This is a genomic window from Roseovarius carneus, from assembly GCF_020141465.1.
GTDB classification, from domain to species: Bacteria; Pseudomonadota; Alphaproteobacteria; order Rhodobacterales; family Rhodobacteraceae; genus Roseovarius; species Roseovarius carneus.
This window is the reverse complement of the sequence record NZ_JAHSPD010000001.1, coordinates 2,767,562-2,790,244: the sequence shown is the minus strand read 5'-3', so window position 1 is coordinate 2,790,244 and position 22,683 is coordinate 2,767,562. Positions and strand designations below refer to the sequence as shown.

Genomic DNA, 22,683 nt, shown 5'->3' with positions numbered 1-22,683 from the left:
ATCCGAGGCAGGTCCATGGCAGGCGCGAAAAAGCTCTACATCAAGACTTATGGATGTCAAATGAACGTCTACGACTCTGAGCGTATGGCGGAAGCTTTGGGCGGCGCGGGCTACGAGGAAATCTCCAGCCCCGAGGGCGCGGATATGATCCTGCTGAACACCTGCCACATCCGTGAGAAGGCGGCGGAGAAGATATATTCCGAGCTGGGGCGGATGCGGGTGCATAAAGAGGCCAATCCTGACCTCAAGATTGGCGTGGCGGGCTGTGTGGCGCAGGCCGAGGGCGCGGAGATCATCCGCCGTCAGCCTATGGTCGATCTGGTCGTGGGCCCGCAAAGCTATCACCGCCTGCCCGAGATGGAGTCCCGCGCCGGGGGCGGGGCCAAGGCGCTCGACACGGATTTCCCGGAAGAAGACAAGTTTGAGAGGCTGAAAGCGCGGCCCAAGGCCATGCGTGGCCCCACGGCGTTTTTGACCGTGCAGGAGGGGTGTGACAAGTTCTGCGCCTTTTGCGTGGTGCCCTATACCCGTGGGGCCGAAGTCAGCCGCCCGGTGCAGCGCATCGTGGACGAGGCCAAAGGGCTGGTGGAGCGCGGCGTGCGCGAGATCACCCTCTTGGGCCAGAACGTCAACGCCTATCACGGCGCGGGGCCCGATGGGGCCGACTGGACGCTGGCCAAGCTCATCTGGGCGCTGAATGACGTGGACGGGCTGGAGCGTATCCGCTTCACCACATCCCACCCCAATGACATGAGCGACGACCTGATCGATGCCCATGGAAGCTGTGCCAAGCTGATGCCCTATCTGCATCTGCCTGTGCAATCGGGCAGCGACCGTATTCTGAAACGGATGAACCGCAAACACACCGCCGAAAGCTATCTGCGTGTGATCGAGCGTATCCGCGCCGCGCGCCCTGATATCGTGCTCTCGGGTGATTTCATCGTGGGCTTTCCAGAAGAGACCGAGGCGGATTTCCAAGACACTCTGCGCCTCGTGGAGGAGGTGCGCTATGGCTATGCCTACTCATTCAAATACTCCACCCGCCCCGGCACACCCGCCGCAGACCGCGCGCAGGTAGATGCGGACGCCGCCAGCGACCGGCTGTCCCGGCTTCAGGCGCTGATCACACAGCATCAGCGCGAGATTCAGGACGCGATGGTGGGCCGCGAAGTGAGCGTTTTGTTTGAAAAGCCCGGACGGATGGACGGCCAGATGACCGGCAAGTCCGAGTATCTGCACGCAGTTCACGTGACAGCCCCCAGCCTCAAGGCGGGGGATCTGGCCCGTGTCCGGATCATGCAAAGCCAGACCAATTCACTTGCGGGTGATCTGATCTGAAAGGTCATCACGCGCAGCTAGGCCGATTCGCCCCTGGCTCGGCACACGTCCCTGTGCGCCTTCATTTTGTGTCTAGCGCTCCGCGTGCCGCGATAGATGGGGTTTGACCCCTGTCTTTGGGCCTTATTTATGCTTCACACCCTAGGTAAGTCTGGTAAGATTAACTGGTTATCTAGTGTCTGGGCACAGTGCGTAAACAGCGTGTGCCCTTGGGGGAACAGAAAAAAGGATGAGAGCTGTGACTGAGGGATTTCTCACGTCGGCGCGCAAGGTTTGGGGCGGTGTCGCCGCTGCTGCGTTTGGCGCGGTATTCATGTTTGCCGGGAGCGCTGCCACCGCTCAGCAAACGACGGTAGTGGGCGAAAATTATACACCGACAATCTGGGTTGATCCGGATGGGTGTGAGCATTGGGTCATGGATGACGGCTGGGAGGGCTATATGACCCCCCATGTCAGCCGCCAGGGCATTCCGGTCTGCCGCCGGGGCAATGTTTGTGGTGTCATGAACTCGGATCAGTATTTCCACACCGACAGCGCGCGCATTACCAGCGCGGGTCAGCAGCAGTTGGCGAATTTCTTCCGCCAGACTGGGGCCGTGTCCTACATTATTACGGGTCACACCGACAGTCGCGCATCGGACGCCTACAACATGGACCTGTCCCTGCGCCGCGCCAATTCCGTGGCCCGTGTCGCGGCCAGCACCGGGGCGCGTATCGCGGATATTCGCGGCTATGGCGAGCGGCTGCCGAAAGCGTCCAACAACACACATGCCGGGATGGCTAAGAACCGCCGTGTTGAAATCATCTGTATTCGCTAGGGGGGCGTTTTATGAAACTCGTTAAACTTTCGGTTGCCCTGTGCGCCGCTCTGGCCGTGTCAGGCTGCGCCGCTGGCTCTAAACAGAACAAAACCGTAGATCGCGGTTTTGACTCCAAGCACCTGAGCCAGCTTAAGGCCGGGATCTGGATTGACCCCAACGGGTGCGATCATTGGATCATTGATGACGGGATCGAGGGCTACCTCTCGCAGCGGCTCGACAAATACGGCAAGCCCGTCTGCTCGGGCACAGCGCCACCGAACACTGCCACAGGCGCGTTCAAGCGTGGGTCTGTCGTGTCGGACCCGATCTAAATATTTGCGCGACCCGTGCACAAAAGACAGACCCGCAGGCCGCGCGCTTGCGGGTTTTCACACTCTGGGGCCACGTGGCGCTTTATGATGCTTGCACCTTCCGTGCGCGCTTGGCACCATCCATCCTGACCCGCGCATCCGCGCGCCAATGCAACGGAGATCTGTTTGCCCCCCACAGAGCTGCCCACCGCCGCCGCCGATCCATCCGCCCTGCATAAGGATGTGATTGAATTTCCTGACAACTTTCTGCTGATCGACCTCTGCGGTGAGCATGACAAAAACCTCGCCGAGATCGAGCAGATCCTTGGTGTGCAGATTCTGCGCCGTGGCAATCAACTGGCCATCCACGGCGAGGCGGCGCAGGTCGCTGAGGCCTCTGGCGTACTCCAGGCGCTCTATGACCGGCTTGAGGCGGGCCGCGGCGTTGAGCATGGCGATATCGACCGCGAATTGCGCATGGGCGGTGCAGAGGTGGGGGCCGCCATGACCAAAGGCGTGCGCACGGGCGATCAGATGGAGCTTTTCAAGGGCGGTCGGGTCGAGATTAAGACCCGCAAAAAGCTGGTGGAGCCACGCACGGATGCACAAAAAGCCTATGTCCGAGCGCTTTTTGCCAATGAGTTGGCCTTTGGCATTGGTCCGGCGGGCACGGGCAAGACCTATCTTGCGGTGGCTGTGGGCGTGTCGATGTTTATTGAAGGGCATGTGGACCGTATCATCCTCAGCCGCCCGGCGGTGGAGGCGGGCGAGAAGCTTGGCTATCTGCCCGGTGACATGAAGGACAAGGTCGATCCCTACATGCAGCCGCTTTACGATGCGCTGAATGATTTTCTGCCCGGCAAGCAGATGGCCAAGCTGATCGAGGATAAGAAGATCGAGATTGCACCGCTCGCCTTCATGCGCGGACGGACGCTGGCCAATGCGTTTGTGGTGCTGGACGAGGCGCAAAACGCCACGTCGATGCAGATGAAGATGTTCCTCACGCGCCTTGGCGAAGGCTCTCGCATGGTGATCACGGGCGACCGCACGCAGATTGATTTGCCGCGCGGTGTGCCGTCGGGGCTGGCAGATGCCGAGCGACTTCTCAGCACCATCCCGAAGATCAGCTTCAATTACTTCACCTCCAAGGACGTTGTGCGCCACCCGCTGGTGGCCGCGATCATCGAGGCGTATGAGGCCGATGGCTGATCCTGACAGGGCCCTGACGGATGTGGTGATCGACGACGCACGCTGGGAGGCCGCGGGTCTGACGGCGATCTCGGCGCGCGCGGCGGAGGCGACGTTGCGCCATCTGGATATTGACCCAAGCGCCTTTGAGATTGCCGTTCTGGGCTGTGATGATACGCGGATTTCCGGGCTCAACGCGGATTTTCGGGACAAATCGCAAGCCACCAATGTGCTGAGCTGGCCCAGCGAGGAGCGCGCGGCCCCGGCCCCCGGCGCGACGCCCACCCCCCCCTCTGACATGGACGCAGAGCTTGGGGATATCGCTATTTCCTATGATACCTGCGCCGCTGAGGCCCTCGCACAAGGCAAGAGCCTTGCCGATCACACGACCCATCTGATGGTCCACGGCGTGCTGCATCTTCTGGGCTATGACCATATCCGTGACGAAGATGCCACGTTGATGGAAACAACAGAGGTGCAAATACTTGGCAAACTGGGTATTGCCAGCCCATATTGACGTAAAGGGGCATGGCCTCGTTTTGGAACAGGACACAATGGGCGACAGCAACGACGGCTCCTCTAACGCAGCGCAGGGCGCGCAGACGGATACAGAGGCAAGCACCGAGGGCGGATTTTTCCGCCGTATCATGGGGGCGTTCAGCACGGACACCTCAGCGGATGACGCAGACGCGGAGGCCACGAGAAACGGCACAGGCGCAGGGCACGGCCTTCTCAACCTGCGCAACATGGATGTGGAGGATGTAGCCATCCCCAAAGCCGAGATCGTCTCGGCCCCAGCAGACATAACCAAGGACGATCTGGTCAGCCTCTTTCGCGAGACGGGCCTCACCCGCGTGCCGATCTACGAGGGCACGCTGGACACGCCTGTGGGTTTTGCGCATCTCAAGGATTTTGCTCTGCGCCACGGGTTTAACGCCGGTGAGTGCGATTTTAATCTTAAAGACATGCTGCGGCAGCTTCTTTATGTGCCGCCCTCAATGACCATCGGGGTGCTCTTGCAAAAGATGCAAAGCGAGCGGCGGCATATGGCGTTGGTGATTGACGAGTATGGCGGGGTAGACGGGCTTGTCACGATTGAGGATCTTATCGAGCAGGTCGTGGGCGAGATCGAGGACGAGCATGACGTTGATGAGGCCACCGCATGGACCGAGGAAAAGCCCGGCTGTTACATTGCACTGGCCAAGACACCGCTGAGTGATTTTGAGGCTGAGATCGGTCATTCGCTCACCGATATGGATGCGGTGGACGAGGAAGAGATCGAAACTTTGGGTGGTCTTGTGTTCATGATGTTGGGCCGTGTGCCCGTGCGTGGCGAGTTGATCGAGCATCCAAGTGGCACAGTGATAGAAGTGCTGGAGGCTGACCCGCGCCGGGTCAAGCGGCTGCGCGTGCGCTTGCCGAGCGCGTCAAAACTGGTCGTGCAACCAACACCGGGGGCGGATGCGGCGCAAACCACTGCCGAGGTAAAACCCGAGGCTAAAATTGAGCCCGCCACCCCGCAGGGCATGGCCCCTCAGACCAAAACTTCGTGAGAGGTCACAACGCATGATGATGGCAGCAGGCCTGCTGGAGACGCGCCTCGCGCGGCTTGGCCCGAAGGCGCGTTTGGCGATTGCTGTGGGACTTGGGGCTGCGGCGGCACTGGGGCAGGCACCTTGGGGCCTCTGGCCGGTAAGCATCATCGCGCTTGCAGCCCTTTACGGGATCTTCCGGATCACGCGCACGCTGCGCCAAGGGCTTTGGGCCGGCTGGGCCGCGGGCACGGGATACTTCTTGGTCTCGCTCAACTGGATCATTGAGCCGTTTCTCGTCGATGTGGCGCGCCATGGCTGGATGGCGCCTTTTGCGCTGATGCTTATGGGCGTTGGCATGGGGCTTTTCTGGGCCATCGGCTGGGCCTGGGCGCGGGGCATCGGCGGTGGCGCTCTTGCGTGGATCACAGCAGGCGTGCTGACCGAGGCCTTGCGCGGCTGGATCTTCACCGGCTTTCCCTGGGCGCAGGTGGGCCATATCTGGATCGACACCGGCCTTTTGGGCTGGGCCTCGCTTGGGGGGGCGCTGTTGCTGTCGGGCGCGACGCTCATTGGGGCTGTGGCGGCATGGCATGTGCTGGATGCGCGGCGCATTCCCGGTGCGCTGGGCCTTGTGACCCTTGCTGGCGCGCTGGTGGTTGGGCCAATGCTCACCCGCGCGCCGGAGATGCCGCAGGACGCAGCCGTCGTGCGCCTTGTGCAACCCAACGCGCCGCAGGATCAAAAATGGGACCCGGACCATATCCGCACATTTTTCACGCGCCAGCTTGACTATACCGCCGCAGACGCGCCCCCCGATCTGATCGTCTGGCCCGAGACATCCGTGCCGAGCCTGCTCAATCAGGCGGCGGGGGCCTTGGGGTCTGTGCAGGACGCGGCGCGCGGCGCGCCTGTGGTTCTGGGCATTCAGCGGCTTGATGGGCTGCGGCTCTACAATTCCATGATCTTGTTGGACGGGCAGGGGGATCTGGCAGCCCTTTATGACAAACATCACCTTGTTCCCTTTGGCGAGTATATCCCCTTCGGCGATTGGCTGGGGCGTTTTGGTATCTCGGGCCTCGCGGCGCGGGCGGGCCATGGCTACTCGTCCGGTCCCGGCCCGCAGGTGATCGAGGTGCCGGGGATTGGCACGGCGCTTCCGCTCATCTGCTATGAAGGGGTTTTTGCCCGCGATCTGCGCGGCGCGCCCGCACGGGCGGATTTCTTGCTGCTGATCACCAATGACGCATGGTTCGGGCAGGCCTCCGGCCCCTATCAACACCTCGCACAGGCCCGCCTGCGCAGCGCCGAACAAGGCCTGCCGATGATCCGCGTGGCTAATACCGGCGTCTCGGCCATGATTGATGCCGCAGGGCAGATCACGGCGCAGATCGGGCTGGGCGAGGCGGGCTGGATCGACGCAAGCCTGCCGCCACCTGCGCGGCCTACGCTCTATGCCCGTATGGGTGACGGTCCTTTGGTGTTGCTGCTCTTGGCGCTCGGCCTTGGCCTCAGCCTGCGTCACAGGGCCCGTGGCAAAGGGTCCGCGCTTTAACGATTGACGCGCCCGGCCCCTGCCGATACCTCCATGCGCAACCGTCGCAACGGCTTCCTGGCGTGGCGGATTCAATCCAATGGAGCGTTTTCATGGCACGACAGAACTACACCCTCACCTCCGAATCCGTTTCGGAGGGGCACCCGGATAAAGTCTGCGACCGCATTTCCGATGCCGTCCTTGACGCTTTTATCGCAGAAGAGCCCGAAGCCCGCGTGGCTACCGAGACCTTCGCCACCACCAACCGCGTGATCATCGGCGGCGAGGTGGGCCTCTCGGACCCCGACAAGCTGCACGATTACATGGGCAGGATCGAAGACATCGCCCGCGCCTGCATCAAGGATATCGGGTACGAGCAGGAGAAGTTCCACTGGAAAACCTGTGAAATCACCAACCTTCTGCACGAACAATCCGCGCATATCGCCCAAGGGGTCGATGCGGCCTCGGGCAAGGATGAAGGTGCGGGCGATCAAGGCATCATGTTCGGCTATGCCACGACAGAGACCGACGCGCTCATGCCCGCGCCCATTCAGTTCAGCCACGCCATCCTGCGCCGCCTTGCCGAAGTGCGCAAAGATGGCACCGAGCCCGCGCTTGGCCCGGACGCAAAAAGCCAGCTTTCGGTGATCTACAAAGACGGCGTTCCGATGGGCATCAGCTCGCTCGTGCTCAGCACACAGCACCTCGATGAGGCGCTGACCTCCGCCGATATCCGCGCTATGGTCGAGCCCTACATCCTTGAGGTCCTGCCCGAAGGCTGGATCACGCCGCAAACCGAATGGCACGTGAACCCCACCGGAAAATTCGTGATCGGCGGCCCCGATGGCGATGCAGGCCTCACGGGGCGCAAGATCATCGTGGACACGTATGGCGGTGCGGCGCCCCATGGCGGTGGCGCGTTCTCGGGTAAAGACCCGACGAAAGTGGACCGCTCGGCCGCCTATGCCGCGCGCTATCTCGCGAAAAACGTAGTTGCCGCAGGCATGGCGGAGCGTTGCACAATCCAGCTCAGCTACGCGATCGGAGTGAGCAAACCGCTCTCGATCTATGTGGATTGCCACGGCACCGATGACGTGTCCCCGGCCGCGATCGAGAAAGCCATTGGGAAATCCATGGATCTCACGCCTCGTGGCATCCGCGAGCATCTCTCGCTGAACCGCCCCATCTATCAGCGGACGGCGGCCTATGGCCACTTTGGCCGGACGCCAGATGCCGATGGCGGCTTTAGCTGGGAACGCACGGATCTGGTGGAAAAGCTCAAAAGCGAAGTCTGATCGCCCTGACACAAAGGAATGCGCCCTGCGGCGCATGCTCTAAAGCCAAGCAGCGGCCCTCAGAGGGGCCGCTGCCGCACCCCACATGCCGCAGACTTGGCGCAATGCCCCTGCTTTCTTCTTAGATAAAATACTCAAACCTTCCGCCACCTCCGCAGGATTGCACCCCGCCGCAGCCCACGCTAAAGCCTGCGCCTATGGCAACGCTAAAACACCCCTCCGGCGCCCCGTGGCGCAATTTCTATGGCCGGTTCAAAGGCAAATCCCTGCGCGCCTCGCAAGAGCGCCTGCTGGAAGAAGACCTGCCCGCCCGTATGCCTCCCGGCATCGGATGGGAAGATAACCCGGACCGCACGCCTCTGGATATCAAGGCTCTCTTTGGCGGTCGCGAGCTGTGGCTGGAAATCGGGTTTGGCGGCGGTGAGCATTTGGTGCATCAGGCCCACCTCAACCCCGATATCGCCTTTATCGGCTGCGAGCCTTATCTCAACGGTGTCGCCATGCTGCTGACCAAGCTGCGGAAGACACCAGCCGATAATGTCTCCATACACCCCGGTGATGCGCGCAACCTCTTTGATGTGTTGCCCGATGCCTGCCTTGCGCGCGCCTTTCTGCTCTATCCTGATCCGTGGCCTAAAAAGCGCCACCACCGCCGCCGGTTTGTAACGCCTGAGCATCTGGCCCCACTGGCCCGCGTTATGCGTCCGGGCGCGGAGCTGCGTGTGGCCACGGACATTCCCGACTATGTCCGCCAAACGCTGGAAGAGGTGCCGAGACAGGGCTTTGAGTGGTTGGCCGAGCGTCCGCAGGATTGGCGTGAGGCGTGGTCCGACTGGACCCAGACGCGCTATGAGGCCAAGGCCATAGACGAAGGCCGCACGCCGCATTACCTCACGTTTCGCAAGAGTTGAGCCACCTGCAAGCGGGAAGGCGCTAGGCCGTCATCTGCTCGCCCAACCGCTCCAGCATGCCAAGGCACTCGCTCAGCTGAGCAAGGCTGATATATTCATCGGCCTTGTGCGCCTGCTCGATCGAGCCGGGTCCACAGACCACCGCTGACATCCCCAAATTCTGGAAAATCCCTGCTTCGGTGCCGAAGGCCACCACATCCGCGCCATTGGCCCCGGTCAGCTCCATCAAGATCTGCCGCGCCTCGTTGGGCTCGGCGGGCACAAGGCTCGCAACCTCGCCAATCACCTGTGTGTCAATCTCGGCCTCGGGATAGACGGCGCGCATCGCAGGCAGCAGGACGTCTTCGCAATAGCGCCTCAGATCCTCCTTCACAAAATCCGCATCCGAGAGCTGCACAGGCCGCATCTCCCAATCCACTCGCGCGCTTGATGGGATCACGTTATGCGCGACGCCGCCCTCCAAAGCGCCGGTGTTGATCGTGGTCCAAGGCGGCTCAAACCGGCTGCCCTCGGGCGCACGCGCGCGCAACCTGTCTTTGAGCTCCAAAAGGCGCGCGACGAACCGCACCGCATATTCCACCGCATTCACGCCTTGGTCTGGTCCCGACCCATGCCCGGCCAGCCCGTGAAAATGCGTTGAATACTCGTAGCATCCCTTATGCCCCTCGATCACACGCATCATCGTCGGCTCTCCGATCAGGGCCAGTGAGGGCCGCAGCCCAGAGGTGGTGAGATGCGTAGCAAGGCTCTGTGCGCCGAGGCATCCGGTTTCCTCGTCATGGGTGAAGGCAAAATGCAAAGGCCGCGTGAGGCGCCGCGCGCCAAATTCTGGTGCAAGCGCGATACAGGCCGCGACGAACCCTTTCATGTCGCAGGTCCCGCGCCCGTAAAGCCGCCCCTCTGCCGCGCGCATCTCAAACGGATCGCTGGACCAGACTTGATCGGACACGGGCACCACGTCAGAGTGGCCAGACAAGACGACGCCGCCGTCACCCTCGGGCCCCATTGTGGCAAAAAGGTTGGCCTTTTGTCCGCCGGGGTCGAGAAGCACTTCAACCCGCGCACCTGCATCCTCCAGCCTTTGGGCCAGATAGGCGATGATCGCGATATTGCTGTCGGTCGAGATGGTGGGGAACGCCACCAGCTCGCCAAGGATCGCGGTTGTCTGTTCAAGTCGTGTGGGCATGAGGCCTGACCTTATCTGGGGCAACCGGACCAGATTGCGTGGGTGGCAGGGGGCCGTCAAGGCCGCAACGCTGTGTTGCAAGAAAGACTCTGATTTGGCTTAGTTTGGCATAGCTCTGGCCTCTACGTCGCTGATTTGCCTTAATTTTGACAAAATTCACGTAGCTCGCGAAAACCCTCTAGCGACAGGTGGAAATCCGCGTTACGCTTAGATCAATTAATTTATAGAGGTGCATAAGCGCCCTTTTTTGAGATTTAAGAGTGGTGGTGTAATGAAGGTGATTGATTTCGTCGTCCGCACAAATGCGGGCGCAACTCAGTATGGTTCAGTTTCAGCAGATGGCGGAATTACCCGCATTGATGCAGGCTCAGGCGAAGAAATTTCTCTCAATTTGCGGCAGATGGATATCGTCGGCTACAGCCGGTCCGAGGACAATCTGCAAATCACGCTCGCCGATGGGCGTGTTGTGGTGCTCGAGAATTACTTTAATGAAAATGGCGATGCGAGCCGTCTTTTCATCTCTGCGGATGGCTATCTCAATGAGGTGACGATTTCCGAAGGGCCCGATGGCGTGCTTTATAGCCAGTATGGGCCGACGGCTCAGTGGGGCAAATGGAGCCCTTCGGACGATCTGATTTTCCTTGATGGCACCGAAGTGGCTGGCCCCGCCGATATCGTGACGGGCACCGGCGGCGATGATGAAGTCTCAATGCTTGGTATCGGCGCGCTTTTGGGCGGCTCCGGTCTTTTGGGCGCGGCAGGCGCGGGTGCAGCGGCCGTCGTGGCAAGCCAAGTGATTGAAGGTGGTGATGGCGGCGGCGGAGGAGGAGGTGGTGGCGCAGGTGGCGTGCCCACGCGTATCTCGCCCTCCATCGACCAGAGCGGCACTATTGCCATTGGCGGCGATGGCGCAGGCCCCACCAACAGCCCGATTGATATAAGTGGCAAGGCCGATCCCGGCTCCAAGATCGAAGTGATGATTGGGGGCGAGACGGAAGAGACGGTCGCCGACGAGAACGGCGATTGGGACGTGACGTTTGAAGGCGGCACGTTCCCGCCCGATGGCACGCATGTTGTCGAGGTCAAAGTCACGGAAGGCGATGGCAGGGTCACCGACCTCACAGGGCCGAACGTGACAATCGACACCACACCGCCCGTTCTTGATGTGACCGACGGCACAGTGACCTCTGGCGACGTGACCAATGCGGATGAAATGCAAACCGGCGTGAGTCTTTCGGGTACCGGCGAGGCGGGTGCCACAATCGAAGTCACCATCGACAATGTGACCCGCGAGACAACCGTGACAAACGGCGGCACATGGAGTGTTCTGTTCGAAAATGGCAGCCTGCGCACCGGCGAATATGACGAGACGGTCACGATCGTGTCGCGTGATGCGGCTGGTAACAGCACCACAATCACCGAAACGGTGCGCGTGGATACCGTGGCCAATGAGATCAGCATCAACACCGCGACGATTGAAGGTGACGGCATTGTAAATGCGGGCGAAATGCAGGCTGGCATTGATGTGACCGGCACCGCGACCCCAGGTTCCACCGTGATTGTGACCCTTGAGGGGGTCGCGCGGACGGTGACAGCCAATGATCAAGGTCAGTGGACTGCGACCTATGCGCCGGGCTCCATCGCGCAGGGGCAGTATGACGCCACCGTGGTGGCGCAAACCACCGATGCCGCGGGCAATTTCAACACCACAACCGGCACGATCCGCGTCGATACCTTCGTCGAAAACTTCACGATGGCCAACACCGCGGGCGGCGCTGATAGCGTGATCAACGCGTCAGAGGCGGGCGCGGGCCTTGTGGTCAACGGCACGGGCGAGCCGGGCAGCAGCGTGATGGTCCGCCTCGGCACTGTCGAGATCCCTGCCACAGTGCAGGCCGATGGCAGTTGGACCGCGAGCTTCACCGCCGCCCAGATCCCTGCGGGCACCTACACCACCTCCCTTGCGGCCACGGCCACGGATGGGGCGGGCAACACAAGCACCGTCACCCAAAGCGTGCAGGTCGATACCGATGCAGGCGCGCTGAACCTCAACACAAGCGGCATCGCGGGTGACGGGACGATCAACCTCGTCGAGAGCCAGACGGGCGTCGTGATATCGGGCCGCGCTGATCCCGGCGCGTTGGTCAAGGTAACGCTTGATGGGGCCGAGCATGATGCAATCGCCAATGGCGCGGGCGTCTGGCAGACCCTTTACCAACCCCATGAGATTACGGGCGGTGTGCGCACAGCGACCGTGACGGCGATGACCACGGACGCCGCAGGCAACAGCACCGACGTCTCCGGCACGGTCAATGTGGACACGCGTGTCGATAACCTTAACCTCAGCCCCCCACGGTTCGCGACAAGCACTGATGGCTCCAACGTCATCAACGGCGATGTGGCCAGCAGTGGCTTTGACATCACAGGCACGGTTGAGCCCGGCTCGACCGCCACCGTCAGCATCGGCGGCGTCGCGCAAACGGCGATTGTGCAAAGCAACGGCGATTGGACGGCAAGCTTCCCCGGTGGTGCAATTCGCCCCGGTGAATATGATGCCGCCCTTAGTGTGGCCGTGACGGACAGGGCGGGAAATACCTCCAGCCTCAATGACACGATCCGCGTTGACACCAATGTAAACACATTGGCCCGCGATGGCGTGCCGGTTGAGACCGATGGCGTGATCAACGCGTCCGAGGCCATGGATGGCGTGACCCTTGGGGGACAGGTCGAAGCAGGCTCGACCGTCTCGGTAGATGTGTTTGGCCGCAGCTTCGCGGCGGTCGTTGCCAATGACGGAACATGGACGTTGGATATCCCCGGCTCATCCATCCCCGTGGGTGATCAGGCCTACACGATGGTCGTCAACGCCACCGACGGCGCGGGCAACACCCGCAGCCTGAGCGATACACTGGTCGTTGACACGATTGTGCCGGACCAGCCCGATGTGGTCGCCTATGACCGCGAGGCAGGTGCCGGCTACCGCTCGGTCTCGCTGGAGACGCCCGATAGCCCGGTGGAATTCCATCAGGTGACAAATTCCGGCGCTGTGCGTGAGGTGAACGTCCTTGGCCGCCCCGACCCGTTCTTTAACGAGACGGAATACAACTTCCTTGATGCGGCAGGCACCGGGCGGCAGAATATTCCCGATGGCTCGCAGCTTATCGTGACAAGCTCGGACGCGGCGGGCAATGCCTCATCTACCTATCTGGTGCTGGACGAGACAAGCACCAATGTGGTTGATCTGGGCAATGCAAACCTCTCGGGCTTCCAGATCGAAACGATTGATCTGCGGCTTGGGGATCGCAGCCAGCTGACCCTGACCGAGAGCCAGATTGAGAGCCTGTCCAACACCACCGATACGGTCGTGGTGCGCGGCGGGGCAGATGATCGCGTCACCATCTCCGGTGCGCAGCGCACAGGGTCCACAGTCGTGGATAATGAGGTGCACAGCATCTATACACTGGGCGACAGTGCGCAGATCATTATCGATCAAGATATTGAAATAATTACATAATGTATTCACCTTCACCCTTCAGCGCAGGGGTGGGGGATACTATGAGGCGGTATAAAAACAAGCTACCGGTTACAGGGGCGACATATGGTGTTTAGGTTTGGATCGGGTAGGGGGGGGCTTTGTGTGGCGTCTCTTTTGATCCTGTCAGGGTGCATGGCCGGTGAGGATGGCGCGGTGTCGCGTTTTGCCTTCGGCATGACGCCGCCGCTGAGTGCTGCGCAAAAAGAGGCAGCCTCCAGCGCGATTATCACGACATTGCAGGCACGGCGCAGCGCGTTGCCCGAGGGCGGCCCTTTTGACACGGTGGCCGCTGCGGTGCTCGACGCAAACAGCCGCACAGCCGAGGCCGAGCTTCGCGCAGCCCGTCTGCGCGCGGTCGCGGCCTCCAAGAACTGGCTGCCCCGGATTGGGCCGTCGATCTCCCTCACCAGCCTGTCGGAGGTGGTGGCCAATCTGATCGTGGAGCAGGTGCTTTTTGATCATGGGCGGCTCAAGGCCGAGCGGGAATTTGCCAAACACGACGTCGAAGTGGCTGCCGTGGGCCTTGCCGACGATACCAATGCGCGGGTGTTCACGGCATTGTCGCTCTATCTTGATGTGGCCGAAGGGCGCGAGCGCGCCACGCTCGATGCGCGCACCCTCAAGGATATGGCGCATTTTGAATGGGTGATGCAGGAACGCGTGCGCGGCGGTGTCTCCGACCGCTCCGATCTCAGCATCCTCAGCCAGAAACTGGGCGAAATCCGCGCCTCGCAATCCGAGGCGCAAGAGGCGGCCAGCGCGGCCTTGGCCGAGCTTAACGCAATGTCGTCGGTTCCCTTGAATGACGTAAGCGGCCTCAGCCCCGTGCATATGGACGCGGCTGACGCGCGCGCCCTGTCGGTTCTGCGCGCCGAAGCCGAAAAGGACCGCTCCGTCGCTGAGGCGAAAGTGAGCCGCGCCGGGCTTTTGCCGGGCGTGTCGGCCAGCGGCAGTTTGGGCGACACAAACGATGGCGCGATAAATGTGGGTGGCGACCTCTTGGGCTTTGGCACAGGGGCGAGCCTCAGGGCGATCGAGATGGAAAAGGACGCAGCCGCCCGCCGTGTGGCGCAGGCCGAGGAGGACGCAAGCCGTCGTCTGAGCCGCCTCGCGCAACGCACCGCCGCTTTGGAACGTCAGGTGGGTGAGGCCAAGGCATTGACCGCGCAGGCCAAGCAGAACCTTGATCTCTTCCAAGAGCAATACGAGGCTGGGCAGCGCCAAGTGACGGATGTGGTTGGCGTCTACGAGACCTTTGCCGCGCGCGAAACGCGCAGCGTCGCCCTGAAATTTGAGCTTGCCAAGAGCCAGCTTGAGATTGCCCGCCTCCTGGGCCTTCTGGCTGATGGGAGCGCAATTTGACCAATCCCCCCGTCACCCTGAGCATCACGAGCGGCGGGATCAAACCCGTCCCATCGGGCGTGCAAAGACCGCAACCCACCCCCGCCAATAGCCGCTATGGCGAACGGGCCGAGGCGCGTGCGCGGCTGGCCGCCGTCTATGCCAGTATCCTCGGGGTCGATGTGGTCCCGCGCGATCTGCTGGACGCCATGGTTGCGCGCGCTGCCGTGGGCGATCAGGTGCAGCCGCAAGCGCTCGCTGATGGGCTTGAGGCCTGTGGGATGCTCACCGAGGTGGTGACGATTGCGCATATGGCGGGCGATCACTGGCCCGCGCTGGCGCAGATGACCAGCGGGCAGTTCATCCTCGTGCTGGAGCAGCGGCGCGGCGCGCTTATCGTCTATGACACGACCTGTACCGACAACCGCGCCGAAGTGCCGGTAGAGGAATTTGAGCCCTTCTTCACCGGCATCATCGTGCGCGCCGAGGCGAGCCTTGCGGAGATCACCCGCAGCCATGTCACGGCTGAGGCTGCCCCCCATTGGTTCTGGGGGCAGTTCCGTGCCTTTCGCCGTCATTTCGCCGAAGTCGCGTTGGGGTCTTTTGTGGCCAACCTTCTGGCCGTGGCTGTGGCGCTCTTTGCGTTGCAGGTCTACGACCGCGTGATCCCGCATCAATCCGAGGCTACCCTGTGGGTCCTCGCAGCGGGCTGTGCGCTGGCGCTTTTGATGGAGGCATTTCTCAAGATCGCGCGCGCGCGCCTGATGGATGGGGCCGGGCGGCAGATCGAGGTCAAGGTGCAGGGCATCTTGATGGAGCGCTTGCTTGGAATGCGTTCGGAAATCGCCAGCCGATCGCCGTCGATGCTCTTTTCATCCATGCGCGAGTTTTCGTCGGTGCGCGAGTTTTTCACCGCCTCCACCGTGGGCACGCTGGTCGATATCCCGTTTTTATTCGTGTTTCTTCTGCTCGTGGCCTCCATCGGCGGCAACGTGGTCTGGGTGCTGATCATCGGCGGGATCATCATGATCGTGCCGGGCTTTTTGCTGCAAAAGCGGATGATCCGCCTGACGGAAGAAACCCAAGGCGCCAGTGCCAAATCCTCGCGCCTGCTCCATGAGGCGGTGTTTGAGCTTGATACCCTGAAGACCCAGCGCGCCGAGGACCGGTTTCGCCGTCTCTGGGCCGAATTGACCACGCTGAGCGCACTCAAATCCTCCGATCAGCGCAAGCTCGCCTCGGCGCTTACCTTCTGGAGCCAGGGGGGGCAGCAAGCCACCTACGTGGCCGCGATCATCACCTGCACCTATATGGTTTTCGCAGGCGCGCTCACCGTGGGCTCGATTATCGCGGTGTCGATCCTGACCAGCCGGACGCTCGCGCCGCTCACCCAACTGGCCGGGACCATGGCGCGCTGGGGCAACGTGAAATCCGCGCTCGACGGGCTGGAAAGCATCGCTGGTGCCGCCCAAGATACCGAGGCTGAGCGGACCTATCTGCGACGTGAAACCACCTCTGGCGGATACGAATTGAGCGAGATGCAATTTTTCTATGAGGAGGGCGACGCTCCAACACTGGACATCCCCGCGATCAAGCTGCCCGCGGGCCAAGCGGTGGCGATCCTTGGCTCCAACGGGTCGGGCAAATCGACGCTTCTGAAGGTGCTGTCGGGGCTTTACGCGCCCTCCAAGGGCCGCGTGATGCTCGATGGTGTGGACATGGCGCAGGTTGACCCGCGCGATCTGCGGCGCCTCATCGGCTATCTTGGCCAAGACGTGCGGCTTTTCACCGGGACATTGCGCGAAAACCTCAACCTCAATTTGCTGGAGCGTGATGATGAACGCCTCTTGCAATCGCTGGATTTTGCGGGGCTGGGTCCCTTTGTGCGCGGCCATGCCAAGGGGCTAGATCTGGAAATCCTTGATGGCGGGCAGGGCCTGTCCCAAGGGCAACGCCAGTCCATCGGCTGGGCCCGGCTTTGGCTGCAAGATCCCAAGATCTGCCTGCTGGACGAGCCGACGGCGGCGCTCGATCAGACGCTGGAACGTACGCTGGTGAGCCGCCTTGAGACATGGCTTGCCGGGCGCACCGCGATCATCGCCACACACCGCGTGCCGATCCTGTCGCTGACCTCGCGCACATTGATCCTTCAAAACGGGCGCATGGCCGTCGATGGCCCGCGCGATCAGGTTCTGGCGCATCTGGCCAGCACGCAAGGGGGCGCATGACATGGCCGTAGGCAGCACGAACCTCACCGCGCAACTCAATGAACGGATGCAGGGGCCGAGCCTCACGATCTGGCTCTGTGCAGGCTCGGTCTGGCTTTTCATCCTCTGGGCCGCATTTGCGTGGCTTGACGAGATCGTGCGCGCGGATGGGGAGTTCATCTCAAGCTCGCGCCCGCAGATCATCCAGAACCTCGAAGGCGGCATCCTGTCGGAGCTAATGGTGCAAAAGGGTGATGTGGTGCAGCGCGGCGATGTTCTGGCCCGGCTGCATGGCACGCAATTTCAAAGCTCGGTGACCGATCTTCTGGATCAGATCAACGCGCTGGAGGTCCGCCGCCTGCGTCTTGAGGTTGAGCTTGCCGGGCAATACGACTTTACCGTGCCGCCCGAGATGGCCACCCGCACGCCCGAGATCATCGCCTCCGAGCGCGCGCTTTTGGCTGCACGTCAGGCCGATTTCGTCAAACGCAGCGAAGGGGCCAAGAGCATCCTTGATCAGGCGACGGCGGAAAAAGAGCTGCTGGAGAACATGCTCGACCGCAAGATTGTGGCGCTCATTGAGGTCACGCGTGCGCGCAAATCCCACGCGGATGCGCAAAAGCGCTATGACGAGATCGTGACGCAAACTGAGCTGGACCGCGCGCAGGACTATTCCGACACGCTCAAGGAAATCGCGACCCTGCGCCAGAACCTCAAGGCCAGTCAGGACCAACTTAACCGCACCACATTGGTGAGCCCCATGCGCGGGGTGGTCAACAATCTCAGCGTCACGACGATTGGCGGCGTGGTGCGCCCCGGTCAGGAAATCGCGTCGATCACGCCGCTCGATGAGGAACTTTTCGTCGAGGCCCGCGTGCCGCCCGAAAATATCGCGGGGCTGAGGCAGGGGCAGGAGGCGACAATCAAGCTCACGGCCTATGATTATACGATCTATGGTACGCTGAAAGGCGTGGTGGATTTCATCTCTGCCGATACGTTCAAGGATGAGCGCGCGCGCGAGGCGGATGGAAACCCGCATTACAAGGTGACGCTGCGGGTGGATATGACGGACCTGACGCCCCGGCAAGCTAGCGTGGAAATCCGTCCGGGCATGCAGGCAACAGTGGAACTTCACACCGGTCAAAAGACGGTGCTGCAATATTTGCTCAAGCCGCTCTATAAATCCCGTGAGGCGTTCCGCGAGCCGTGATGCGCCCGCGTTACGCAGCCCGCATCAGCCCCCGCGCAGCCATGCCAGCACACGCCCATCCGTCACCAAAATCCCAAGTGCGATGACCGCGAAGCCGATGAAGGCCGCAACACTTAGCGCCTCGTTCAGGAACACCGCGCCGAGGGCAATCGCGAAGGGCGGCACCAGCACCGTGACCAGCATCAGGTTCGCCGCCCCCGCCCGCACAAGAATGGCGAAATAGAGCAGATAGGCCATGGCCGTCGAGACCACGCTGAGCAGGATCAGCGCCGCCCAGACCCCGGATGAAAGGGCGAGATCGGGCGTGCCGTCCACGCCCCAGGCCACGGGCACCATGATCATCGTGCTGCCCGTAAGCATCCCCAGCGCGTTCATCTGCGGCGCTTGACCAGATAGCTGGACCTTGGCCCAGACGCTTGCAAACGCGTAGCTGAGCGCGGCACCGATCACGGCCAATTGCCCCAGATTGCGGGGATCGAGTGTGGTGAGCGCGTCCCAGCCCATGACAACCGCCACGCCCAAAAGGCCCAAAGCCGCGCCCGCAATCTTGCGTGGGCTGAGCCGTTCATCGGCCAGGAGTGCACCCGCAACCACGGCACCGAATACGGCTGTGGTGCCGTTGAGGATGGAGGCCAGACCGCTCTCGATCTGGGTCTGCCCCCAGAAGATCAGCGAGAAGGGCAGCGCGTTGTTGAGCCCACCCATGACCAGATACGCCCCCCAGATGGGCGCCCCGCGCGGGAGTGTGATGCCCCTCGCCAAAACTACCACCGCCAGCACGGGTACGGCCATGGCGACCCGAAAGAGCGTGATGGTGAGCGGTGGCACCTCACTCAGGGCAATCTCGGCAAAGAAGAAAGACCCACCCCAGATCGCGGCGAGCGCGAGCAGCATGAGGGCTGCGGGCAGGGTGAGGGCAGGTGATTGGCTCATCCGCCCTACATGCCCGAAGGTCAAACCGGGCGCGACCCGTTTCCTGCGGGTTCCGCACCATCAAGGCGGATCAGAACGCGCCGCTCTACTGCACCATGGCAAAGGCAAAGCCGATGGCCCCGGCGATGATCAGCCCGGCAATCACGGCAAGCGTGATCTTGATCGCGGACCATGGCCGCTCGCCCTGCACCCGGCCCGTCCGGCCATTGACCACGAAACGGTAGCTTTGCCCGCGATATTTATACGCCGCGAGCCATACGGGCAGCAGCACATGTTTGAACGTCACATCGGCCACGCTCGTGTCTACCGCCGACACCCTCTGGCGGTCGCCGCCAATGTCGAACTTCACATCGCGCAGGATCACCCGGTCCATATGCGCGCGCGCCTCCGCGTATCCATCGGGCAAAAGCACTGTGTAGCCCTCGGCGCGAAAGCCCGCGAGATATTCGGGGTTGTAGGGCTCCAGCGCGCTCAGATCCCAAGGCTCCAGCGCATCGGTGAAGCGTTTGGGAAGCGAGCGCGAGGCGAGCACCAGCACATCGTCAAAAAACCGCGCGACCCGGCCCGAGACGTTGCGCCAACGGACTTTGGCGACCCGGACCTGATGGCGCTTGCCATTGCGGGTGACGGTGCGGGTCTCATAGTAAACCGTGCCGCGCTGCCCGGAATAGCGCGATTTCGTATCCGCATCGAAGGTCCAGTAGGGCACGTAAATGCCCTGAAGACGGCGGCCCTTGCGGGCGTATTCCTGAAGGCCGTTGGGGGCGAACCACAAGCTGCCCAGCCAGTCTTTCATCGCGTCCCGCGCCGTCTCCTCATCCAGTGCGAAGGGCAGAAGGCCACGCGGCTTGATATGGCGGTGCGTGCCTGTGTCCGTGACCACGGGCGTGGCGCAGAACGGGCATTCGGCGGCATGAATGTCCGGCGCAAACTCCACCTGTGCGGCGCAGTTGGGGCAGGTGAGGACGCGGGTTTCCTCCATGTCCTGCTGGGGGATGTCCGCGCGCAGCGCACTCTCGAAATCAAGCTCTGTGATGGCGGCGGCGCGGTCCCACGGGCCTGCATCCCTCGCGATATCGTCGCGATGCCCGCAATGATCGCAAATGAGCGCGCCCACGCCCGGATCAAAGCGGTAATCCGCCCCGCATTGCACGCAGGGAAAGCGGTGCTCCTCAAGCGGGGCGTCTGGCCCGGCGGGGGCGTTTGCGTTGAGCGAGGTCATATCGGGGCGAGCCTTGCAGGTTAGGTCAGGGGGTGGCGGCAGGTCATGCCGGTGGTGGTGGAGGCGGCAGCACGGTGAAAAGCTGCGCCAGCTCGGCCACATCCTCCGCGCGCATCCAGCCATCTTGGCCGGCGGTCCAGACGGTTGTGTCGCGGCTGAGCTTGCCGTCGCCCGCCATACGGCCAAGGGCGGCCTTGGAGTATGGCCCGTGGGTCTTGCCTCCTTCGGCGATGTGCCAGACATGCTCGACCGGGGGCGGGGGTGGGGCTTGAGGTACCACCCCCCATGGCCCACCTCGTGGCCCAGATTGCGCGCTCATCTGGTTCGCCATGGCCATTCCCATGCCCATACCAAGCCCGGCCCCCATGCCGCCGCCTGAGGGGTTCTTGGCGGCCTCGGTCATCGCCTCGGCTGCGGAATATTGCGTGAAGCGGCCCAGATCGCCCGCGATCCCGGCGGAGGTGCGTTTGTCCAACGCGGCCTCCACGGCGGGGGGCAGGGAGATGTTCTCGACGTAAAGCTCAGGGATCGTCAGGCCGTATTCGGCCACCGGTCCGGCGATAGCGGCGGCGACCAGCTTGCCCAGATCGGCTGTGTTTGCGGCCATATCAAGCACCGGGATGCCCGAGGACGCGATGGAGCGTGAGAATTCTTGCACGATGATGTTGCGGATCTGGAAGCTGATTTCGTCCATCGTGAACTCACCATCGGTGCCGACGATCTCGGTCAGGAACTTGGCCGGATCGCCCACCCGAACCGTATAGGTGCCGAATGCGCGCAGGCGGGTGGGGCCGAACTCAGGATCGCGCAGTATGATAGGGTTTTTCGTGCCCCATTTGAGGTTGTTGAACCGGGTCGTGTTGACGAAATAGATCTCGGATTTGAACGGGCTTTTGAAGCCATGGTCCCAATGCTGGAGCGAGGTCATAATGGGCATGTTGTTCGTCTCAAGCATATAGAGCCCGGGCGTGAACACATCAGCCAGCTGCCCTTCATGCACAAACACCGCCGCTTGCCCCTCGCGCACGGTCAGCTTGGCACCGTATTTGATCTCATGGCCCTCACGCTCAAACCGCCAGACCATGGTGTCACGGGTGTTGTCGGTCCAGTGGATCACGTCGATGAACTGGCCGCTGAGAAAATCGAAAATGCCCATTGGGGTCTCCTTTGAAACGATGGGTGTCAGCTGGGGCCGAGGCTACGCTCGGCCAGAATGTCGCGCAGGATGGGACGGGCCTCTTCAAGGCTCATGCCGGCGCGCAGGCGGGGGTCGTAGAGCATGCGCAAAAGCTCTTCGTCATGGGTGGTCAGGCGGCCAAATTCCTCGTCATCGTTGAAGATCGACGGGCGCGCGCGGGGGCTGTCATTGGCAAGACCAAGGCCCTGAGACAGCTCTTCGTGGATGCAGGCGGTGCGGCTCATGTCGGGTTGCTCGGCGCGGATCACGGCCACGGCGCTGCGATAAGCGAACGTGCCCTGACGCTCGGGGAAGGCCAGCACGGTGCAGGAGATTTGCCGGGGCAGGGCGAGGATCTGACGCAGAAGGGTCTCGGAGATGTTGGGATTGATTTCGCGCAGCTTCTCGACGACCAATTGCCGCTCATCCTCGCTCACGATCATGATGTGAAAATTGGGCGTGCCGCCAAGCGCAATGGGATGGTCCGCGATCCGCGCGAGGCGCGCCGCGTAGTTTGAGATGGTGGCCGTATCACGCGCGCGCATGTCGGGCGAGACGGAGGGGCCGAAGGTGAGACCGAAGCGCACGGGCTGGGTCCATTTGCGCAAGGGGCTGGGCGTGTTGCTACGCGCAAAGCTGGCGTCGGAATGCTCGTTGGTGAACACGATCCGCTCGAAATTACGCAAAAGATCGGTGTCCGTATAGGGCGTATCCGCCCCACCCCCGTCCGAGCGCAACAGCCCGCGCGCCAGCATGTTGGACTGTGCGCGCGCGTAATAGCGGCTGAGGGCGAGGCTTTCGTTCGATGGGTCTGCGATACGGGGCGGTGTGGCGGGCGCGAAGCCCGCCGGGCGGGCCTGCGGCATGGTGCCCGGTGGGGAGGGCGCGGCCATGCAGGCGGCCAGCGCGCCAAGCGCGCCCGCGACAGCCGACATGCGAAGAGCGCGCCCGGCCCGGATCAAGG

The 22,683-nt window shown here is 62.3% G+C and carries 18 protein-coding genes and 1 riboswitch; of the genes, 13 read left to right on the top strand and 5 right to left on the bottom strand.

Annotated features, from left to right (window positions below; genetic code table 11):
• Positions 1-15: 15 nt before the first annotated feature.
• From miaB to trmB, 9 genes are all read left to right on the top strand, one after another.
• Positions 16-1,338 carry a tRNA (N6-isopentenyl adenosine(37)-C2)-methylthiotransferase MiaB gene (miaB, locus tag KUD11_RS13825; RefSeq protein WP_109384154.1) on the top strand — a complete coding sequence of 441 codons (1,323 nt, stop codon included), beginning with the start codon at positions 16-18 and terminating at the stop codon, positions 1,336-1,338.
• Between the two features lie 313 nt (positions 1,339-1,651).
• Positions 1,652-2,155 carry an OmpA family protein gene (locus tag KUD11_RS13820; protein WP_109387767.1) on the top strand — a complete coding sequence of 168 codons (504 nt, stop codon included), beginning with the start codon at positions 1,652-1,654 and terminating at the stop codon, positions 2,153-2,155.
• Between the two features lie 11 nt (positions 2,156-2,166).
• Positions 2,167-2,469 carry a hypothetical protein gene (locus KUD11_RS13815; RefSeq protein ID WP_109384155.1) on the top strand — a complete coding sequence of 101 codons (303 nt, stop codon included), beginning with the start codon at positions 2,167-2,169 and terminating at the stop codon, positions 2,467-2,469.
• Between the two features lie 165 nt (positions 2,470-2,634).
• The gene (locus KUD11_RS13810; RefSeq protein ID WP_224380252.1) at positions 2,635-3,657 is read left to right on the top strand and encodes a PhoH family protein; all 1,023 of its coding nucleotides are present in this window, start codon (positions 2,635-2,637) and stop codon (positions 3,655-3,657) included.
• Positions 3,650-4,153 carry an rRNA maturation RNase YbeY gene (gene ybeY / locus KUD11_RS13805; protein WP_109384156.1) on the top strand — a complete coding sequence of 168 codons (504 nt, stop codon included), beginning with the start codon at positions 3,650-3,652 and terminating at the stop codon, positions 4,151-4,153. Before KUD11_RS13810 ends, ybeY begins: the two co-directional genes overlap by 8 nt.
• 37 nt (positions 4,154-4,190) lie before the next feature.
• Positions 4,191-5,189, top strand: coding sequence for a transporter associated domain-containing protein (locus KUD11_RS13800; protein ID WP_109384157.1), 999 nt, complete (start codon positions 4,191-4,193; stop codon positions 5,187-5,189).
• Positions 5,190-5,202: 13 nt separating this feature from the next.
• Positions 5,203-6,723, top strand: a complete 1,521-nt coding sequence (lnt, locus tag KUD11_RS13795) for an apolipoprotein N-acyltransferase (RefSeq protein ID WP_318010157.1) — start codon at positions 5,203-5,205, stop codon at positions 6,721-6,723.
• A 38-nt stretch (positions 6,724-6,761) separates the two neighbouring features.
• A riboswitch (SAM-SAH riboswitch) is annotated at positions 6,762-6,810 on the top strand.
• Between the two features lie 5 nt (positions 6,811-6,815).
• Positions 6,816-7,997, top strand: a complete 1,182-nt coding sequence (gene metK, locus KUD11_RS13790; protein WP_109384158.1) for a methionine adenosyltransferase — start codon at positions 6,816-6,818, stop codon at positions 7,995-7,997.
• A 197-nt stretch (positions 7,998-8,194) separates the two neighbouring features.
• Positions 8,195-8,908 (top strand): tRNA (guanine(46)-N(7))-methyltransferase TrmB, encoded by a 714-nt coding sequence (trmB, locus tag KUD11_RS13785; protein WP_109384159.1) that lies wholly within the window; start codon positions 8,195-8,197, stop codon positions 8,906-8,908.
• 22 nt (positions 8,909-8,930) lie between these two features.
• On the opposite strand, the gene argE is transcribed toward trmB, so the two are convergent.
• Positions 8,931-10,094: an acetylornithine deacetylase gene (gene argE, locus KUD11_RS13780; protein ID WP_109384160.1), complete on the bottom strand. Its 1,164-nt coding sequence runs from the start codon at positions 10,092-10,094 to the stop codon at positions 8,931-8,933.
• Positions 10,095-10,365: 271 nt separating this feature from the next.
• Between argE and KUD11_RS13775 the strand changes: the two genes are divergently transcribed.
• From KUD11_RS13775 to KUD11_RS13760, 4 genes are all read left to right on the top strand, one after another.
• Complete coding sequence (locus tag KUD11_RS13775; RefSeq protein ID WP_109384161.1) at positions 10,366-13,608, top strand: Ig-like domain-containing protein; 3,243 nt, start codon at positions 10,366-10,368, stop codon at positions 13,606-13,608.
• A gap of 153 nt (positions 13,609-13,761) precedes the next feature.
• Entirely contained in the window at positions 13,762-14,991 is a 1,230-nt protein-coding gene (locus tag KUD11_RS13770; protein WP_224380251.1) for a TolC family protein, read from the top strand.
• Positions 14,988-17,198, top strand: coding sequence for an ATP-binding cassette domain-containing protein (locus tag KUD11_RS13765; protein ID WP_109384163.1), 2,211 nt, complete (start codon positions 14,988-14,990; stop codon positions 17,196-17,198). Before KUD11_RS13770 ends, KUD11_RS13765 begins: the two co-directional genes overlap by 4 nt.
• 1 nt (position 17,199) lies before the next feature.
• The gene (locus tag KUD11_RS13760; protein ID WP_109387773.1) at positions 17,200-18,387 is read left to right on the top strand and encodes an HlyD family efflux transporter periplasmic adaptor subunit; all 1,188 of its coding nucleotides are present in this window, start codon (positions 17,200-17,202) and stop codon (positions 18,385-18,387) included.
• Between the two features lie 24 nt (positions 18,388-18,411).
• Here KUD11_RS13760 and KUD11_RS13755 read toward each other — a convergent pair whose 3' ends face one another.
• The 4 genes from KUD11_RS13755 to KUD11_RS13740 form a co-directional block, all read right to left on the bottom strand.
• Positions 18,412-19,320 carry a DMT family transporter gene (locus tag KUD11_RS13755; protein ID WP_224380250.1) on the bottom strand — a complete coding sequence of 303 codons (909 nt, stop codon included), beginning with the start codon at positions 19,318-19,320 and terminating at the stop codon, positions 18,412-18,414.
• 85 nt (positions 19,321-19,405) lie between these two features.
• Entirely contained in the window at positions 19,406-20,542 is a 1,137-nt protein-coding gene (locus KUD11_RS13750; RefSeq protein ID WP_109384164.1) for a TFIIB-type zinc finger domain-containing protein, read from the bottom strand.
• A 43-nt stretch (positions 20,543-20,585) separates the two neighbouring features.
• On the bottom strand, positions 20,586-21,698 hold the full coding sequence (locus KUD11_RS13745; protein ID WP_109384165.1) for an SPFH domain-containing protein: 1,113 nt from the start codon (positions 21,696-21,698) through the stop codon (positions 20,586-20,588).
• A 26-nt stretch (positions 21,699-21,724) separates the two neighbouring features.
• A complete protein-coding gene (locus tag KUD11_RS13740) occupies positions 21,725-22,654 on the bottom strand; it encodes a DUF2927 domain-containing protein (RefSeq protein ID WP_109387777.1) in 930 nt (309 codons plus the stop codon).
• Positions 22,655-22,683 lie beyond the last annotated feature (29 nt).

Bases quoted from the DNA above. Each gene is read 5' to 3' on its own strand.
- KUD11_RS13770 (WP_224380251.1), top strand. From the start codon at position 13,762: ATGGCCGGTGAGGATGGCGCGGTGTCGCGTTTTGCCTTCGGCATGACG.
- KUD11_RS13750 (WP_109384164.1), bottom strand. From the start codon at position 20,542: ATGACCTCGCTCAACGCAAACGCCCCCGCCGGGCCAGACGCCCCGCTT.
- metK (WP_109384158.1), top strand. From the start codon at position 6,816: ATGGCACGACAGAACTACACCCTCACCTCCGAATCCGTTTCGGAGGGG.
- trmB (WP_109384159.1), top strand. From the start codon at position 8,195: ATGGCAACGCTAAAACACCCCTCCGGCGCCCCGTGGCGCAATTTCTAT.
- miaB (WP_109384154.1), top strand. From the start codon at position 16: ATGGCAGGCGCGAAAAAGCTCTACATCAAGACTTATGGATGTCAAATG.
- ybeY (WP_109384156.1), top strand. From the start codon at position 3,650: ATGGCTGATCCTGACAGGGCCCTGACGGATGTGGTGATCGACGACGCA.
- KUD11_RS13775 (WP_109384161.1), top strand. From the start codon at position 10,366: ATGAAGGTGATTGATTTCGTCGTCCGCACAAATGCGGGCGCAACTCAG.
- KUD11_RS13760 (WP_109387773.1), top strand. From the start codon at position 17,200: ATGGCCGTAGGCAGCACGAACCTCACCGCGCAACTCAATGAACGGATG.
- KUD11_RS13800 (WP_109384157.1), top strand. From the start codon at position 4,191: ATGGGCGACAGCAACGACGGCTCCTCTAACGCAGCGCAGGGCGCGCAG.
- lnt (WP_318010157.1), top strand. From the start codon at position 5,203: ATGATGATGGCAGCAGGCCTGCTGGAGACGCGCCTCGCGCGGCTTGGC.
- KUD11_RS13755 (WP_224380250.1), bottom strand. From the start codon at position 19,320: ATGAGCCAATCACCTGCCCTCACCCTGCCCGCAGCCCTCATGCTGCTC.
- KUD11_RS13820 (WP_109387767.1), top strand. From the start codon at position 1,652: ATGTTTGCCGGGAGCGCTGCCACCGCTCAGCAAACGACGGTAGTGGGC.
- KUD11_RS13815 (WP_109384155.1), top strand. From the start codon at position 2,167: ATGAAACTCGTTAAACTTTCGGTTGCCCTGTGCGCCGCTCTGGCCGTG.
- KUD11_RS13745 (WP_109384165.1), bottom strand. From the start codon at position 21,698: ATGGGCATTTTCGATTTTCTCAGCGGCCAGTTCATCGACGTGATCCAC.
- argE (WP_109384160.1), bottom strand. From the start codon at position 10,094: ATGCCCACACGACTTGAACAGACAACCGCGATCCTTGGCGAGCTGGTG.
- KUD11_RS13740 (WP_109387777.1), bottom strand. From the start codon at position 22,654: ATGTCGGCTGTCGCGGGCGCGCTTGGCGCGCTGGCCGCCTGCATGGCC.